The following is a 15,258-nucleotide window of genomic DNA, read 5'->3' on the forward strand; positions in this document are numbered from 1 at the left end:
TTAACAATACTTAGTAATGTTTGACTCAAAAATTATGTCAACTTCCCTAGCAATTGTTCAGCTAAATCTAACAACTCAATTTCATCAAATTCATCACTTGTTCCGCGATTACTTTCTCCACACACTACATTAGCAGCTAATACATTTTTGACAGCAAAAATCCTATCTTCTTCTTCAGATAAATTCAAACATTTTTCCAACTCTACAGCAATTTCTTGGATTGTCCTTGAACCCAAATGCTCTCTCACTTTCACTGCTACCGAATCGTCACTTTCCAGCAGTTTTACCAAAGCTGTTCTCAGTCCATCATCCTCGCTGGAAAACTTTTCGATCGCTACACGCACATATTCCCGCACGCTAATGTTTGCCGCCAATGCCTTTTGTGCAACTACATCTGGTACATCTACCAGCAATACACCTTCGTTATCGCTAGCTTGATATAATTCATCCCCTTGTTTGACGGCTATCAGCAAATCTGCACCCAATGCGTGTAAATAGTGCAACACTGATTCCAACTCATGTTCTTTTAAGGCTGACTCCAGTTTGGACACCGCCGCTTGCTTTACTCCTAGTTTTTCCGCTAGCTGTGCCTGAGTCAATCCTGCTTTGTTACGTATTTCACGCATGGCATCGGTGAGATAAAGACGCAAATACTCTAACTTCCCTGCCAGAATCACCTCTGGTTCGTCGCTGACTTTCTGCTGCAACCAAGCTTGAAAATTAGGCTTTTTCATGATTGTTCCCTCTGCTGCAATTCATGCAATCTCACTCTTGCAGGTTCTTTGTCTCTATCTTTGATAGCGTCGTCGTATTTTTTCATAAAGGCGTGTAGCACCACAAACCTCTGAGGAGTAGCAGCCGTTAAGATAAACCGTGGATTATGTTCGCTCTTAGCCATACGTAACTCATACAAATCATCTTCCAGTTTCTCAAAGTTGCCACTGGTAAGTGATGCGAGTCCTTTGTTGCACAGGTAGCCAAGATTAATTTGCAAACGCCTGGTTTCGGAAGCACTCAGTAATGGCTTTGGTGGATTTTCTGGTTTATCCTCTTCAGGAATCATGCTGATGAAAAAAGCCAGCAAATCTTTGGGGATTTCCCCATTGACATCTAGATAAAGTTCCCAAGTCCAGGTCACTTCCTTCCTCACAGTTGATAAAGTTCCCAAGTCCAAGTCACTTCCTACCTCACAGTATAGTATTCCTTATAAGGAATGTCAATTGTATTATTCTTTTGAAGGAATATCATATAGATTACGTGAGTGCAACTTAGGCAATAAAAATGGTGCGTTATGGCTTTGCCTAACGCACCCTACTGTTGAATAGCAGTTACTAACTCAACTCAATTGTTCAAATTTAAATTTCCCTTTAATAAACTTGTTAAAGTATTGACCTTTAGACGGTGCATTGTCTAAGTCTTCCTTGACACTAGGAGGTACTTTGAAATACTCGTAAACACTTCCACTATCAAATTCAATAGTCAGTGTTTGAGTTTTTGGATCGTAGCTAAATTCCTTAATAACGCTGCCTTCTGGCTTGAGTAGAGGGAAGGCGATCGCATCCCGAATACTGGCACAATCAGTTAATAACATTACCAACCGATCAATCCCAATCCCTAAACCACCTGTAGGCGGCATTCCATATTCAAGGGCTGTCAAAAAGTCTTCATCTACGCCTTGCGCTTCCAAGTCACCAGCAGCTTTTCTTTCAGCCTGGGCTTCTAGGCGTTCTCTTTGCTCAATGGGATCGGTAAGTTCTGAGAAGCTATTGGCAGTTTCTCGCCCTACTATAAATAACTCAAATCTTTCCACCAAACCAGGTTGAGAACGATGAGGTTTTGCTAAGGGTGAAATTTCTACAGGGTAATCAATTACAAAGGTAGGTTGAATTAAATTGGCTTCTACTTTCTCTTCAAAGGCTAAATTCAGTAACTTACCAATTGATTGGGCTTCATCTACACCAGGAATGCCAGCATTTTTACTTGCTGTTTTTGCTTCTTCCAAAGTTTGGAAAGAATTAAAATCCAAACCCGTAACTTCTTTAACTAAATCGTGCATTGTCACCCGCCGCCAAGGTGGTGTTAAATCTATAGGTTCCCCTTGGTAAGTGATTTCCAGTGTGCTGAGTACCTCTTGGGCGACAGTGGTAATAATCCCCTCAGTCAGCGCCATCATATCGTTGTAGTCGGCGTAGGCTTGGTAAAGTTCAATTGTCGTAAATTCGGGATTGTGTCGAGTCGAAATTCCCTCATTGCGGAAAACTCGGCCTAATTCAAACACCTTTTCAAAACCACCCACAATTAACCGCTTGAGATGAAGTTCTGTGGCAATTCGCAGATACAACTCCATTTCTAAAGTGTTGTGGTAGGTGATAAATGGACGCGCATCTGCACCCCCAGTCTCACTTTGCAAAACCGGCGTTTCAATTTCGAGAAAATCCCGTTCTTCTAAATAACGACGAATCCCAGCAGTAATTTGGGCACGACGGCGGAAAGTTTGCCGCACTTCCGGGTTAACAATCAAGTCAACGTAGCGCTGACGGTAGCGCTTGGCAACATCCGTTAATCCATGCCACTTGTCGGGTAGGGGCAACAGGGATTTAGTGAGGATAGTATATTGTTTAACATAGACAGATAATTCGCCCTTTTCAGTCCGTTTAATAGTACCTTTGGCTCCCAGGATGTCACCTGCATCTGTGAGTTGTTTCAAGTGATTAAAGGCATCAGCATCAATATCTGCCATGCTTTCTTGGATGCGATTTTTATCCAGATAAAGCTGAATTGTGCCGGTTTCATCTTGCAAAGTGAAGAAAGCTAATTTACCAAAAACGCGACGCGCCATAATGCGTCCGGCTATAGCAACTTCTAAATCAACTTCTTCGCCGCCGGGTAAATCGGCAAACTTTTCTTGCAACTGCGCTGCATGATGGGTAGATTCCCAACGATAGGCATAGGGATTAGTCCCTAGCTGCTTGAGTTGTTCTACTTTCTCCAGCCTTGCGGCTCGGATATCTTCTTCCGACATGGTAACGAACTAAATAGGGCAACATTAATTATAGATGTTGCAAAAGTTGAGAGTAAGAGATATTTGCACTTTGCAGATGATCATATCGCCTAAAAGTGATGTGCGTAGGCGTAGTCCGCCGCAGGCATCGCTAAAGGAAATACACAATGACACAAACTAGAGTCCGCCTGTGGACTGTAAACGAATATCACCGGATGTTTGAAACGGGTATTATTACAGAGGATGAACGGGTAGAACTGATTGATGGGCAAGTTATCCCCATGAGTGCCAAAAATCACCCCACACGCAGCGACAACGCTGTGTGCATCTGATTATCTCAAGCGATCGCTAGCAGAAGTTGCCTTAGTTCGGGTGCAAGATCCCATTCAGTTGAGCCAATACTCGGAACCTGAACCAGATATTGCTGTTGTTCAGATTGATGGGCGAAAGTACATTGATCATCATCCTGCATCCAATGAAATATTTTTACTAATTGAAATAGCAGATACGACACTAGAGACAGATCGCAAACAAAAAGCGCCTCTTTATGCTAAAGCAAGAATTGCTGACTACTGGATTTTAGACGTGAATCAGCATCAGGTTGATGTTTTCCGTGAGCCTGGTTTGGAAGGCTACAATGAAGAATTTATTCTGGATGAGGATGCAACGTTATCCTTGATTGCATTCCCAGAAATTGAAATCCGGATTAGTCAACTGTTTCCATAACTTTGGCAATTCTAAGCTAATTCATCAGGCTTGCTCTTATTCCCTTCTTTTTAAGGAGGGTTAGGGAGGAGCAAATCTTAACTCAAGCGTATTGGGCAATAGTAGACTTACGCAACATGATAAAACGTAGACGCAAAGTGGCTTGCCGCAGGTTACCGCAAAGGACACAAAGGAATAAGAGTTTCAGAGAGTTCTTGCTGTAAGTCCTGAGTAGGTGAGATACCTACAATAAAAAGTGCGAACAAGCGATCGCATTTTATCCAAAAGGCTGTCAGAGAAAATACTATTGATATCTTCTATAACAAAGGCTCAAAATTTGACTCTGTAAGTCAAACCTTTATTTCTCTACTATTTTTAGCGAATGCCTAGATGAAACAGCCTTCATTTTCAAGTTAGTAAATTGCACGATCGCCTTTACCAAATCTTGCTGTTCTGGTTGCAAATTCAGTTTTACTAGGGCTTGATTGATATTATTACCAGCCCGGAGATTGTGAGTAAGTTGGGCACGTTGCGATGTGTTTAAAACTGCCTCAATTTCGCTATTTCTTCTCTGACGCACAGCCTGGAGTTGTTGGCTTTGTAAGGGAGTCAGGTTAATCTTCGACGAGGTGGAGTAGCTTGTAGTTTTGGTAGTTTGGGTGAAAATGACACCAGAAGTAGTATGGAGTTTAACGGGTGCAGCTAAGGCAATTCCCGGCATAAAAAGGACAAGAGCTAGAATAGCAGCGAACACAGAAAGCCGTTTTGTCAAGTGAATTGCCATATTCAGAAATGCCTACATCTAATTCTAATGCTGAGATATAGTTAAGTAATTTTCAAGTCTTAATTTTGAATCTTGAATTTATCCTACCCCCAAGAGGATGGTAGTTCAGCTAGAAAATATTATCCACTTTAAGGGAATCTAAAAAAAAATAATTCTTCTGGTTCCTTCACAATTCGTGAACTTCCTATTGCTGAGTCTATTCCTAAACCCGCTTCGACAAGTAGTTTTCTTGCTCTATGGCAGTCCCAAATGATTCGTAAACTTTTTTCCTTCTTCTCTTGGCGCTCTTGGCGGCTTCTCTACGAGACGCTGCGCGTTGGCGGAAGCCTTTCGTAGAGATGGCGGTTCGATAATTTTTACAACTCAAATAGGATTGCTATATTGGGCATACTAAGCTCAAGTTTAGCTCTCAAACACAAAAATAAAATGAATGAGGGGTAGTTTTTCGATGGCTGCAACCTGAGACAAAATATGGGATGTAGACCTTTTGAATATATTAATGCTTAATTGAATAGTTCCCGTAGCGATTTTAATTTCTCATAATTTGGTTAAGAAGAAAATATTCTATGTTTAAACTACTTAAATACGTCAGTATTTTTATCATTCCTGCCTGTTTGCTATTTGCTTGTTATGCCTGGGCACCGACTGAATTCAAACGCCCTCCCTTGAAAGTTGAATTTGCATCTTTTGTTGGCGAGTATCCAGGCATCATTGCTCAAGAAAAAGGATTCTTCAAAGCCCAAGGGGTAGATGTGGAACTAATTTATAAACAACACACTCAATTGGAACAAGCAAATTTCAGTGCGGGTAAATATGATGGGATTACATCCTCATTAGGAAGTTTTATAATCTTGAGTGCCACAAATCCTGATATACAAGGTGTGATCATTATAGATGAATCAACAGGAGCAGATGCGGTAGTTGCCCAATCACAAATTAAAACCGTCGCTGACTTGAAAGGGAAAAAACTGGGCACAAATCTAGGCAGTTTTAGCGAAGTTTTCGTGACTGAGATGTTGAAAACTGCTAACTTAACCAGCGATGATGTGAACTTGGTTAAATCAGAGGCTTTAGAAATTCCTCAACGCCTAAAAAATAATGCTATTCAAGCCGGACACACCTGGGAACCCCATCTTTCTGAAGCTCTTAAATCAGGGGAACATATCCTATTTACCAGCAAACAAACCCCTGGCTTAATTTTAGATATGATTATCTTTCGTAGTGATACAATCCGCGATCGCCCCGAAGACATTCGTGCATTTGTGCGAGGATGGCTGCAAGCCTCGACTTATTGGGAAGCAAATGTTCAGGAAGGAAACGCTATCATCAGCAAAGCGTTAAAAATTCCTAGCAATACACTGTCTTTGGAGGGAGTACACCTAACTGATTTAGGTGAAAATCAAAAATTATTTCAATCTAGCAACCCTAATTCTATCTACAAAACTGCCAAGATATATGGAGACTTTTTTATTCGCTCTGGAAACGTGACGCGCATTCCTGAGCTAAAAGGTTTGTTTAATTCTTCCTTCTTGAACCTTGCTTCCTAGTTTAAAGCCATGCAGCACTCTCTTTTGAGCGGCATCCGTACAAAGTTGATTGCCTCGTTTCTCATTGTTGTTTTGATTCCGTTGCTGTTATTGGCATTTATCAATAAACAGACAACTGAAAAAGCACTAACTGACAACGCTCGACAAGCCTTATCTGCGGCGGCTAACGAAACCACTAATAAAATAGATGCTTTTATTGATGGAAATCTCAATGCCGTGCGCGTAGAGGCGATTTTACCAGGCTTGGCACGCTACCTCAGCCTAACTCCAAAACAGCGAGATCACAGCCCCGAAATGCAATTGGCGACAGAAACATTAATCCGTCTCAGTCGCAAAGATATGGTCAATATTTTCTCCTATGCTTTGCTTGACTTAAACGGGAAAAATGTATTGGATACATATACACCAGACATTAGCAAAGATGAATCAATTCAAGATTATTTTAAAAAACCACTGCAAACTGGGTTATCCTTTGTTTCTAGCATGAAGCGATCGCCGATAATTCCTGATCTTGTTACCCTCTTTTTTAGCAGTCCGGTTCGCAATGCCAAGGGAGATATATTGGGTGTATTGCGTGTTTCATACAATGCTACTGTTGTTCAGCAGTTAGTGATTCGAGAAAATGAACGGGCTGGGGCAAAATCTTTTGCTATTTTTTTAGATGAAAATAATATTTATCTGGCACATAGTAATGCACCAGAACTACTTTTTAAATCAATTGTGCCTTTGCCTTTCGATGTTGTAACTCAACTTCAAAAGGAAGGGCGTTTGCCTAATTCTCCTGTCAAAGAATTGGCAACTAATGAGTCAAAACTTAAGCAAGCATTGGATAATAAACAGTCGTATTTGATTGCATCTCTGTCAGGAACAGATAATCAGGTTAATCTGATTGCGATCGCTCGTTTAAAATATCAACCTTGGTCTGTATTGTTCGCACAGCCCCTTCCTGTTGCTTTAGTACCTGTAGAAAAGCAAATTCGTGACGCAATGTTTCTATTTGCATTGATCGCTGGAGTAGTGACAATCATCGCTTTTGCTATTGGGCAACTGCTAACAATGCTTCCCCATGCACAGTCTGATATCAAGGATGTCGTCACCGTTAGTTTGGGTATTACTTCTCTGATACCCACTTGCGACATTAAGCCAAATACACTCATCCTTTCAGCCGACAAAGCCCTATACAATGCCAAACAAAAGGGGCGCGATCGCTATTGTACTCATTAGACATATAATGCCGGATGCGACTTTCTCTCAACATATATGTAGTGCATTAGGCAAATCGAACGCACTACATATAACTTCATTCAGCACTCAAAACTACTCAGGTCTTTTCATTCTGTCAATTTCTCGTTGTAATTCCTCAATTTGACGGCGCAAAGTTTCTGTTTCATTTGCAGAAGATTCGGCTGCAACATTTACTGATCCGGAAGCAGGCGATCGCTGATAATTTCCTCGGCGAATTTGCTGGTATTCTTCAGATATTGCCCACGCCCGTAAGTAATGCAAGCGTTCAACTGGGAAAGGATGGCTCAACATCATACCCTGAGCGCCATTGTACATTAAGAATTTATACACCTGATTCAGTCCATCTTCATCAAGTGCCTGATAATTTTCTGACTGCTTGATAAACTCTTGTAAACTACATTCATTGGCATATTTGTTACTACCGCCAGAGAGTTTCATCATGGTTGACATCACGGGATTCAAGTCATCCATCACCAGTAGTGCGGCGCGATCCGACGATAACTCGGCTTTTCGCCGCCACTCAAAAAAGGCGTAAATCAAGCCTTGTGTTACAAGATTACCGATGCCGAAGGTCAATTCTCCCAAGGCAGAAGCAGCACTCATCGCCCACATCGCCATTTGAATTAAAATAGTATGACCACATTTAATATGCCCCAGTTCATGGGCTAGCACCGCCCGAATTTCGGCTTCGTCTAGTAAGTCTAGTATCCCTGTATTTATGACTATGTAAGGATTCTCTTGCCCCAGCGCATAACTATTTGCTTGGGGATTTTGCGAGACAAACAGTGTAGGTTCTGGGTAAATGTCCAAATCTCGGACGCATTCCCGAAACATCTGGTAAATAGTGGAATATTGACGCGGCCCGACTTGGATGGTGTTACCCATTAGATAGACTAATTGAGGGCGTTCGTAGATAAATTCCACAAATTTACGAGCGATTAAATCAAATCCTGGTAAATTTCGTAAAGCTTGCTCGGCTTGGCGATCTAGTGGATGCCTAAAGGCTTCGCTGGAAATTCCTGTGTAAGTTGGCATAATTCAGGGTATTGGGTCAGTGAACACTTATTAGTGAACAGTTATCAATAAACAGTCTATTAACTGGTAACTGAGAGCTGAGAACTGAATAATAGAAATGGGGCAATTGGAAGTAAAAGTCACTTTGTATGGAATTAAAAGCGTGTGATTGAGGCTGAAGTTCATTTGTCACTACATAACTTTTTGCGATCGCAAGCGGGGTTCCCTTCCTGGCCCCATCATTTGACGATGGCACGGTTGGTAGCACGCGCCTTGCGCCTGGGACGTAGTGCCCTAATTCAAGTAGGGGCGGTTTGTGGCTATCAAGGGCGGTATCGCACCAGTTTCGTAGCATCAGCCCTAATGTGGCATGGACCTGTAATTATTGTTGCTCAAGAAGCAGTGCAGCAACTTCTGCTACAGGTAGAAATTCCCCGTCTACAGCAGTGGCTACCAGCCAACAAATCGATTAGAACAGGTGACGCTTGGCCTGATGCTGAGTTTCAAGGGCTACTGTTGACCTCCCCGGAAGCTTGGTTAAGAGGACAATTTGCTGGTGGCGATCGCTTTCCCCAAGGCATCCCTACAATTATTGATGGGGTAGATGATCTCGAAGATTGGGTGCGTCATCAACTTACCCAAGATATTCAACCCCATGATTGGGATCAACTGATGCTAGCTTGCCCAAACCAAGCTGAGGCAATTAACGAGGCACGGATACAACTAACACACGAACTTTTTCAGCATCCAGCCAATCCTTATGAGTGCTATCTAATTTCCCAGCCAGAAATAGAGATTTTAAGCCGTCTCTATTCTGCTTTAGAGTCAGTACAAGCACTGCCAGAACCTTGGAAACAATTCTGGCAGCAATTACAAATCCTTGATGAAAATCTTTCCCCCCCTGCCTCCCCTGCTCCCCCTCCTCTCTTCTGGGCGACTATTGCCCATCGACAAGGTTTATTTTCTTTGCATTACGCCCGAATGGAATTAGGGGAAATCCTCTCGCCCATTTGGCAGCGACAACCAGTAGTTTTAATTGGCAGCGCCATAGAACCGGAAACTGATGCTCCTCTTTTCCGACAGCGCCTGGGTTTGGACGATTTAACTTGTCTGAATTTCTCTTCGGAAAGTCAAACGGAAGCAATTCAACTGTATGTACCCTATAAATTGCCTCTACCTAACACACCAGAATTTCAAGCGGCATTTATTCACAAAGTCAGCACACTGGTTTGTCTAAGTGCTACAGCACCAGGATTAACGGTTGTCTTGGTGGGGGATGTACCACTCAAGTCTCAAGTGGCGACAATTCTGGCCTCAGAGTTTGGTTCGCGGGTGCAAGTAGAAAAAACTTGTCTAGATGAAAATGGGATTTTGATTAGCGGTTGGGAATTTTGGCGAGAACATCAACGAGTTTTGCCTGCACCTCATTTGTTAATTATTGCTACTTTACCCCTACCATCTTTGGAAAATCCCCTAGTAGCTGGTAGGGTAGCTCGTTATAAGCGATCGCATCAAGATTGGTTCCGTTTATATTTATTGCCAGCGGCTTTGAATGAATTACAAAGAGCGATCGCTCCAGTCAGAGAAAGTCAAGGCATTGTTGCTTTACTTGATAGTCGTGTAGTTAATCGTAGCTACGGCGCTCAAATTCTTGCTGCCTTAAGTCCTCTGGCACGGATTAACTATCTCGATCCAAGCCTGTTTTCTAATACTAGTGAAGATAATTCCGCTTAAGGTCATTTGTCACCCAATTTACATTTTATGAAGGTAATGCAATTCATTGCCTCTCTATAGCCATGATTCCTGGCAAGATAAATTTAGAACCTAAGTAAAATTTGAGTTGCTGATTATGGGTGAAGCAAAGCGTCGTAAAACCACACAAGGGGAAACATACGGTCAAGAGACTCGGATCTTGCCTTGGGTTCCCATCACAAAAGCTCAATCCGAACTATTTGTCAGTTGGACAACTCGTGGTGCCTGGATAGGCATTATCCTTATGGCTGTAGGATGGGCAACTATCCGTTTTATCGGCCCAGCCTTCGGTTGGTGGCAAGTAGTCTTCTAAATCTTGCTGTTAGCCTTCTGACTCGGAGAGATATTGAATCTTACTCCCCACGCTAGGAGGGAACGAGCTGCTCTTGTTAGGTCTCTATTTGGACTCAACTGAGAAACGCTATAGAAATATACCAGATAAGGGGTTCGGCTTCAAACTGATACAAATTAAATGAGCGATCGCTTGTTTACACTTCAATCCGCTTGGATTAGGGCTTGATCCTCCCTAACCCTCCTTAAAAAAAAGAGAACTAGAGCAAGCTTTTTTAAGAGGAGCCAGCACGGTCTCCCCAAGTGGATCGACTGGCATGGGTTGGGGGGATCTTCCTGGGCAAGATAAACTAATCCGCTTGGGTTAGTTTATCTTGCTTGCTGATTAAAATCCTAACGGGACTGCTTGCTACTTAGTAGAACCCCAGCAGGTACTCTTTCCAATTGGAATTTTCCCGCAGGTTTGGTCAGTGTATGCTCCACGTCTTGGGTCTATCTTTGTAGTATGTAAAGAAGCACTTTTGACCTGAGATTATGCCCTCCTCTAAAAAACCCCTCACCTACCCATCCAGCCACAAGAGCAATCAAGTCGATAATTACCACGGGACTTTAGTCGCAGATCCTTACCGTTGGTTAGAAGATCCTGACTCTGAAGAAACAAGGACTTGGATTGAGGCACAAAATCAAGTTACTTTTGGCTACTTGAGTGAAATTCCTACCAGGGAAAAAATTAAACAGCGCCTCACCAAACTTTGGGATTATGAAAAATATGGTATCCCTTTTAAAGAAGGTGAATATCTGCAAGACGGTTCCACCGAACGCTACTTTTATTTCAAAAATGACGGACTGCAAAACCAAAGTGTCCTCTACACTCTGAAAACCCTCGAAGACCAACCCAAAGTTTTACTCGATCCCAATAAACTTTCAGAAGATGGCACTGTTGCTCTTTCAGGATTGTCTATTAGCGAGGATGGCAAACTTTTAGCATACGGTCTATCCGCCTCTGGTTCTGATTGGCAAGAGTGGAAAGTACGCGATGTCGAAACTGGTGAAGACCTGCAAGATCACCTGAAGTGGATTAAATTTTCTGGTGCATCGTGGACACATGATAATCAAGGTTTCTTCTACAGTCGCTACGATGAGCCGAATGAAAAAACTCAATTAGAAGATGTTAACTATTATCAAAAGCTCTACTATCATCAATTAGGAAAACCCCAATCAGAAGATGTACTAAGTTATCATCGTCCTGACCAAAAGGAATGGGGTTTTAGTGGCGGTGTTACTGAAGATGGACACTATCTAATAATTTCAATTTGGCTGGGTACTGACTCCAAGAATTTATTTTTCTACAAAGATTTGACTAACCCTAATGCGGAAGTCGTAGAACTAATTAACCAGTTTGAGGCAGATTATAGCTTTATCAACAATGATGATAGCGTGTTTTATTTCCGCACAGATTTAAATGCACCACGGGGAAGAGTTATTGCGATTGACACCACAAACCCTGCTAAGGAAAATTGGCGAGAAATCATTCCCCAATCAGCAGAAACGTTGGAAAGTGTAGGCATACTCAATAATCAATTTGTTGCTGATTACCTCAAAGATGCTCACAGCCAAATTAAAATTTTTGACATCAAAGGTGCGTTTATCCGCGAGGTAGAACTACCTGGACTAGGTTCAGCCGGAGGCTTTGATGGCAAGCGTAATGATACCGAAACTTTTTATATTTACACCAGTTTCACCACACCAGGAACTATCTATCGCTACGATATGACAACTGGTAAAAGTACCCTTTTTCGCCAGCCAGAGGGAGATTTTAATCCTGATGATTACGAGACAAAACAAGTCTTTTATCATAGCAAAGATGGTACTAGAGTACCAATGTTTATTACGCACAAAAAGGGGATTAAATTAGATGGAAATAATCCCACTTATCTTTATGCTTATGGTGGTTTTAATGCCTCAATGACACCTGGTTTTTCTGTGAGTCTTTTAGTATGGATGGAGATGGGTGGTGTCTATGCTATGCCCAATATCCGCGGCGGTGGAGAATATGGCGAAGAATGGCATCAAGCAGGAATGAAGGATAAAAAGCAGAATGTCTTTGATGACTTTATTGGCGCAGCTGAGTGGTTGATTGCTAATAAGTATACTAAGACTGATAAGCTGGCGATCGCCGGTGGTAGTAACGGTGGCTTATTAGTGGGTGCTTGTATGGCACAACGTCCCGATTTGTTTGGTGCAGCCTTACCAGCAGTCGGGGTGATGGATATGTTGCGGTTCCACAAATTTACCATCGGTTGGGCTTGGACTTCCGAATATGGTTCGGCAGATAATCTAGTAGAATTTCCAGCACTGTATGCTTATTCGCCATTGCAGAATCTCAAACCAGATACAGCTTACCCAGCAACCTTAATTACCACAGCCGATCATGACGATCGCGTTGTCCCTGCTCATAGTTTCAAATTTGCCGCAGCTTTACAAGAGGCTCACGCAGGTGATGCGCCAACGCTAATTAGAATTGAGACTAAAGCCGGACATGGTGCGGGTAAACCCACGGCTAAAATTATCGAAGAAGCCGCCGATAAATGGGCTTTTTTGGTGCGTACTTTGAATGTTGAAGTTTAAGGGTTGATTTATTTGTAGGGTGCGTTAACGCAGTGTAACGCACTACATTATTTCCATAAGCTCAATTATTTCAGTGGATCTGAATTTAGAACAATTGAGGGAGCATTAGCACTAGTCAAGTTACCACCTTTGAATAAAAAGTCGCCAATTAGATTTTTTGTCTGTGGCGCATATTTCTGCCAAGGGTCTTGTGCAACCCAAACTACCTGAACTTCGCGTGTCCATATCTCATCTCTCTTTTCAGCAGTGGAACTAACTGTTTCCACCACATGAGTTACGCGATGACCATGATTGTAATAGTTTTGGCACAAAAGAATGCGATCGCCCTGATCTGCTTTCTTTGCATCATTTTCTTTTCGTGCTAATCTCTTATTAATTTCCTCCTCGCTCAATCCTTTCTTCAGGTCTTCGTTCATTGCCCAATGCAAATAGAAGGTAATACCAATTTTAGAAGATTCTTTGTAAGACCATTCTGTTCTTTTAGTAGCAGTATGATTAACAAGCTTGAGGTATTTAATATTTAGGTGATTACCAGTTGTTTCTAAAGAAGCTTCTTTGTTTTGTGTCAGGTCTTGGATTTTTGGAAATGAACTTTTAAGCATAAAAGAATTACCTGAGAAAACAGGGTGAAAACTACAGTTATATGCTTCCCTGAAATTCTCCCCAGATTGCAGTAATAAGTATTAAAAGTCAAATTTCCCTATACTGCTATATTTCCCCTATTTCTCGGAGATAAGCAAGTCGCGGTGTGAGTTGCCTAACCAGTGCAGCATCAGCCGTCCAAAACTCCGCAGACGCATTCTCAGCGCAAGCAATAAATGCCGCATCATAAAGGGTAGATAATCCATATTGCTCTGCAATTTTCCAGCTTCTTGTCCTAATTGCCTCTTCTTCAATGTAATCAATAGGCAGTTCGCAGAAGTCTTCAAAAAAACCTAGCGCTTCCTCTGTTGTAATTACTCCCATGCGGGTTTTCTTTCTTAGCACAGAGCCTACTTCTGTCCAAGCAAAAGCCGGAGCCACTAAGGGTATACTCAGACTTAAGGCTTCTGCTACTAGTTTTCTGGCCTGGGATTGATAAACTTCTGGTACAAGATAAGGAATCCAAACGCTGGTATCTAAACACAAAACTCTAGTCACGTCGCCCTTCGTCCTCTCTGAGGCTGCGAATCAAATCTGTAGAGGCTGGTTGTATTCCTGTTTTAGCTTTAACAGTTTCGCTGCGGGCAATTATCCGTTGATGGGCAGCCCATCCCCTGCGGCGGCTCACCTCACGTTCCAAAGCCTCAACTACTAAATCATTCAGGGATTCGCTACCCTCTTTAATTTTCTTAGCTTTGACAAGTAAATTAGCCGGAAACCGAATTGTTAGGGCTTCGCGTTCCATAGCGATAATTGCAACCAAATATTGATACCATTTATTGTAACCGTATATTCAGGGGCTAAACACTCAATGCCATTCATCACGCAAAATGGTGAACCATAATTCGTCTACCGAGTCACCTTTAAACCACAAACTCTTGTGAAAGTGTCCTTTGCGTCTGATACCAACTTGCTCCAGCAGTTTAGCGGATGCTATGTTTGCTTGATCGCAGTTTGCACTTACACGATGCAGATTGTGTTCTATAAATAAATAGTCGAGCAACATCGTTACAGCTTCAGTTGCGTAACCTTTACCTTGGTGCGATCGCGCCAGTGTGAAGGTTAAGCAATAAGGCTGGAGAGAAACAATTATTTATCTTCACCCTTACGGCTTTCCTGCATTTTAGTAAAAAGAAAGTTTAATTTCTTTATCCCTCTTGTGCTTAAAACAGGACAAATCGGGCTGTCCCTTTCAGATTGATTATTGTATAAAGTTGTTTCTGCTGCTGGTTTGATTGAGGAATCGTAGAAAAACGATTCAATGTTGTGATTCCGTTAGTTACAATTTTTACTTCCTCGCCCAATCCAATTTTTACACGCGGTATGAGCAAGCTAAATGTGGTGTACTCACCATTTACCGTCTGTTTAATAGTCACAGTCACTAGTGTACCAATTTCCGTTTCTACAGTCCGGATCTGCTTTTCTCCTTCAAAGTTTAATGTCTGTTTCTGGTCTTTATATTGGAAAGAGGGCTTGCCAATAAAGCTTGTTGTTGAGTAATTAATACTGACTTTATCACCTTTTAAATTATACCCTGTAAAACTATACAAGTCCGGTGTGTTTTCTTCTAAGGCATGAGATTGTGATACAGGTATTGCTGCTAAGGTTATACCTAAAGTGAATGATGCAATTAAGTTTCTTGTTTGCAT

The 15,258-nt window shown here is 42.0% G+C and carries 17 protein-coding genes; 7 read left to right on the plus strand and 10 right to left on the minus strand.

Features of this window, described 5'->3' with window-relative positions; genetic code table 11:
* Nucleotides 1-32: 32 nt before the first annotated feature.
* From V7K49_RS23310 to lysS, 3 genes are all read right to left on the minus strand, one after another.
* Nucleotides 33-734, minus strand: a complete 702-nt coding sequence (locus V7K49_RS23310; RefSeq protein WP_335207708.1) for a helix-turn-helix domain-containing protein — start codon at nucleotides 732-734, stop codon at nucleotides 33-35.
* Nucleotides 731-1,138 carry a type II toxin-antitoxin system RelE/ParE family toxin gene (locus V7K49_RS23315; protein ID WP_335207709.1) on the minus strand — a complete coding sequence of 136 codons (408 nt, stop codon included), beginning with the start codon at nucleotides 1,136-1,138 and terminating at the stop codon, nucleotides 731-733. Before V7K49_RS23315 ends, V7K49_RS23310 begins: the two co-directional genes overlap by 4 nt.
* Before the next feature lie 198 nt (nucleotides 1,139-1,336).
* Nucleotides 1,337-3,022 carry a lysine--tRNA ligase gene (gene lysS, locus V7K49_RS23320; protein ID WP_335207710.1) on the minus strand — a complete coding sequence of 562 codons (1,686 nt, stop codon included), beginning with the start codon at nucleotides 3,020-3,022 and terminating at the stop codon, nucleotides 1,337-1,339.
* A gap of 146 nt (nucleotides 3,023-3,168) precedes the next feature.
* Between lysS and V7K49_RS23325 the strand changes: the two genes are divergently transcribed.
* Nucleotides 3,169-3,333, plus strand: a complete 165-nt coding sequence (locus V7K49_RS23325) for a hypothetical protein (RefSeq protein WP_335207711.1) — start codon at nucleotides 3,169-3,171, stop codon at nucleotides 3,331-3,333.
* Entirely contained in the window at nucleotides 3,287-3,727 is a 441-nt protein-coding gene (locus V7K49_RS23330) for a Uma2 family endonuclease (RefSeq protein ID WP_334873181.1), read from the plus strand. The genes V7K49_RS23325 and V7K49_RS23330 overlap by 47 nt, the downstream gene beginning before the upstream one ends.
* A gap of 337 nt (nucleotides 3,728-4,064) precedes the next feature.
* Here V7K49_RS23330 and V7K49_RS23335 read toward each other — a convergent pair whose 3' ends face one another.
* On the minus strand, nucleotides 4,065-4,490 hold the full coding sequence (locus tag V7K49_RS23335) for a hypothetical protein (protein WP_335207712.1): 426 nt from the start codon (nucleotides 4,488-4,490) through the stop codon (nucleotides 4,065-4,067).
* A gap of 566 nt (nucleotides 4,491-5,056) precedes the next feature.
* Here V7K49_RS23335 and V7K49_RS23340 point away from each other — a divergent pair.
* Both V7K49_RS23340 and V7K49_RS23345 read left to right on the plus strand, forming a co-directional pair.
* Complete coding sequence (locus tag V7K49_RS23340) at nucleotides 5,057-6,037, plus strand: ABC transporter substrate-binding protein (RefSeq protein WP_335207714.1); 981 nt, start codon at nucleotides 5,057-5,059, stop codon at nucleotides 6,035-6,037.
* A 9-nt stretch (nucleotides 6,038-6,046) separates the two neighbouring features.
* On the plus strand, nucleotides 6,047-7,261 hold the full coding sequence (locus tag V7K49_RS23345; protein WP_335207715.1) for a cache domain-containing protein: 1,215 nt from the start codon (nucleotides 6,047-6,049) through the stop codon (nucleotides 7,259-7,261).
* Nucleotides 7,262-7,354: 93 nt separating this feature from the next.
* On the opposite strand, the gene V7K49_RS23350 is transcribed toward V7K49_RS23345, so the two are convergent.
* On the minus strand, nucleotides 7,355-8,317 hold the full coding sequence (locus V7K49_RS23350) for a M48 family metallopeptidase (RefSeq protein WP_335023228.1): 963 nt from the start codon (nucleotides 8,315-8,317) through the stop codon (nucleotides 7,355-7,357).
* A 144-nt stretch (nucleotides 8,318-8,461) separates the two neighbouring features.
* Here V7K49_RS23350 and V7K49_RS23355 point away from each other — a divergent pair, with 144 nt between their 5' ends.
* The 3 genes from V7K49_RS23355 to V7K49_RS23365 all read left to right on the plus strand — a co-directional run bounded on the left by V7K49_RS23355 (nucleotide 8,462) and on the right by V7K49_RS23365 (nucleotide 12,967).
* Nucleotides 8,462-10,030 carry an ATP-dependent DNA helicase gene (locus V7K49_RS23355; RefSeq protein WP_335207716.1) on the plus strand — a complete coding sequence of 523 codons (1,569 nt, stop codon included), beginning with the start codon at nucleotides 8,462-8,464 and terminating at the stop codon, nucleotides 10,028-10,030.
* A gap of 115 nt (nucleotides 10,031-10,145) precedes the next feature.
* A complete protein-coding gene (locus V7K49_RS23360; protein WP_334975367.1) occupies nucleotides 10,146-10,361 on the plus strand; it encodes a DUF2839 domain-containing protein in 216 nt (71 codons plus the stop codon).
* 512 nt (nucleotides 10,362-10,873) lie between these two features.
* Nucleotides 10,874-12,967, plus strand: coding sequence for a prolyl oligopeptidase family serine peptidase (locus V7K49_RS23365; RefSeq protein WP_335207717.1), 2,094 nt, complete (start codon nucleotides 10,874-10,876; stop codon nucleotides 12,965-12,967).
* A gap of 65 nt (nucleotides 12,968-13,032) precedes the next feature.
* On the opposite strand, the gene V7K49_RS23370 is transcribed toward V7K49_RS23365, so the two are convergent.
* The 5 genes from V7K49_RS23370 to V7K49_RS23390 form a co-directional block, all read right to left on the minus strand.
* The gene (locus tag V7K49_RS23370; RefSeq protein WP_335207718.1) at nucleotides 13,033-13,569 is read right to left on the minus strand and encodes a hypothetical protein; all 537 of its coding nucleotides are present in this window, start codon (nucleotides 13,567-13,569) and stop codon (nucleotides 13,033-13,035) included.
* Nucleotides 13,570-13,675: 106 nt separating this feature from the next.
* Nucleotides 13,676-14,107 (minus strand): type II toxin-antitoxin system VapC family toxin, encoded by a 432-nt coding sequence (locus V7K49_RS23375; protein ID WP_334873162.1) that lies wholly within the window; start codon nucleotides 14,105-14,107, stop codon nucleotides 13,676-13,678.
* Nucleotides 14,100-14,354, minus strand: coding sequence for a YlcI/YnfO family protein (locus tag V7K49_RS23380; protein ID WP_334873160.1), 255 nt, complete (start codon nucleotides 14,352-14,354; stop codon nucleotides 14,100-14,102). The genes V7K49_RS23375 and V7K49_RS23380 overlap by 8 nt, the downstream gene beginning before the upstream one ends.
* Nucleotides 14,355-14,417: 63 nt before the next feature.
* A complete protein-coding gene (locus tag V7K49_RS23385) occupies nucleotides 14,418-14,702 on the minus strand; it encodes a GNAT family N-acetyltransferase (protein ID WP_335207742.1) in 285 nt (94 codons plus the stop codon).
* Nucleotides 14,703-14,772: 70 nt separating this feature from the next.
* The gene (locus V7K49_RS23390) at nucleotides 14,773-15,258 is read right to left on the minus strand and encodes a hypothetical protein (RefSeq protein ID WP_335207719.1); all 486 of its coding nucleotides are present in this window, start codon (nucleotides 15,256-15,258) and stop codon (nucleotides 14,773-14,775) included.

It is taken from the genome of Nostoc sp. (genome assembly GCF_036919675.1).
In the GTDB taxonomy this organism is placed as follows: Bacteria; Cyanobacteriota; Cyanobacteriia; order Cyanobacteriales; family Nostocaceae; genus Nostoc.

Excerpts from the sequence above, each read along its gene's own strand:
- V7K49_RS23325 (WP_335207711.1), top strand. The coding sequence starts at position 3,169 with ATGACACAAACTAGAGTCCGCCTGTGGACTGTAAACGAATATCACCGG.
- V7K49_RS23390 (WP_335207719.1), bottom strand. The coding sequence starts at position 15,258 with ATGCAAACAAGAAACTTAATTGCATCATTCACTTTAGGTATAACCTTA.
- V7K49_RS23310 (WP_335207708.1), bottom strand. The coding sequence starts at position 734 with ATGAAAAAGCCTAATTTTCAAGCTTGGTTGCAGCAGAAAGTCAGCGAC.
- V7K49_RS23340 (WP_335207714.1), top strand. The coding sequence starts at position 5,057 with ATGTTTAAACTACTTAAATACGTCAGTATTTTTATCATTCCTGCCTGT.
- V7K49_RS23350 (WP_335023228.1), bottom strand. The coding sequence starts at position 8,317 with ATGCCAACTTACACAGGAATTTCCAGCGAAGCCTTTAGGCATCCACTA.
- lysS (WP_335207710.1), bottom strand. The coding sequence starts at position 3,022 with ATGTCGGAAGAAGATATCCGAGCCGCAAGGCTGGAGAAAGTAGAACAA.
- V7K49_RS23360 (WP_334975367.1), top strand. The coding sequence starts at position 10,146 with ATGGGTGAAGCAAAGCGTCGTAAAACCACACAAGGGGAAACATACGGT.
- V7K49_RS23380 (WP_334873160.1), bottom strand. The coding sequence starts at position 14,354 with ATGGAACGCGAAGCCCTAACAATTCGGTTTCCGGCTAATTTACTTGTC.
- V7K49_RS23335 (WP_335207712.1), bottom strand. The coding sequence starts at position 4,490 with ATGGCAATTCACTTGACAAAACGGCTTTCTGTGTTCGCTGCTATTCTA.
- V7K49_RS23345 (WP_335207715.1), top strand. The coding sequence starts at position 6,047 with ATGCAGCACTCTCTTTTGAGCGGCATCCGTACAAAGTTGATTGCCTCG.
- V7K49_RS23370 (WP_335207718.1), bottom strand. The coding sequence starts at position 13,569 with ATGCTTAAAAGTTCATTTCCAAAAATCCAAGACCTGACACAAAACAAA.
- V7K49_RS23365 (WP_335207717.1), top strand. The coding sequence starts at position 10,874 with ATGCCCTCCTCTAAAAAACCCCTCACCTACCCATCCAGCCACAAGAGC.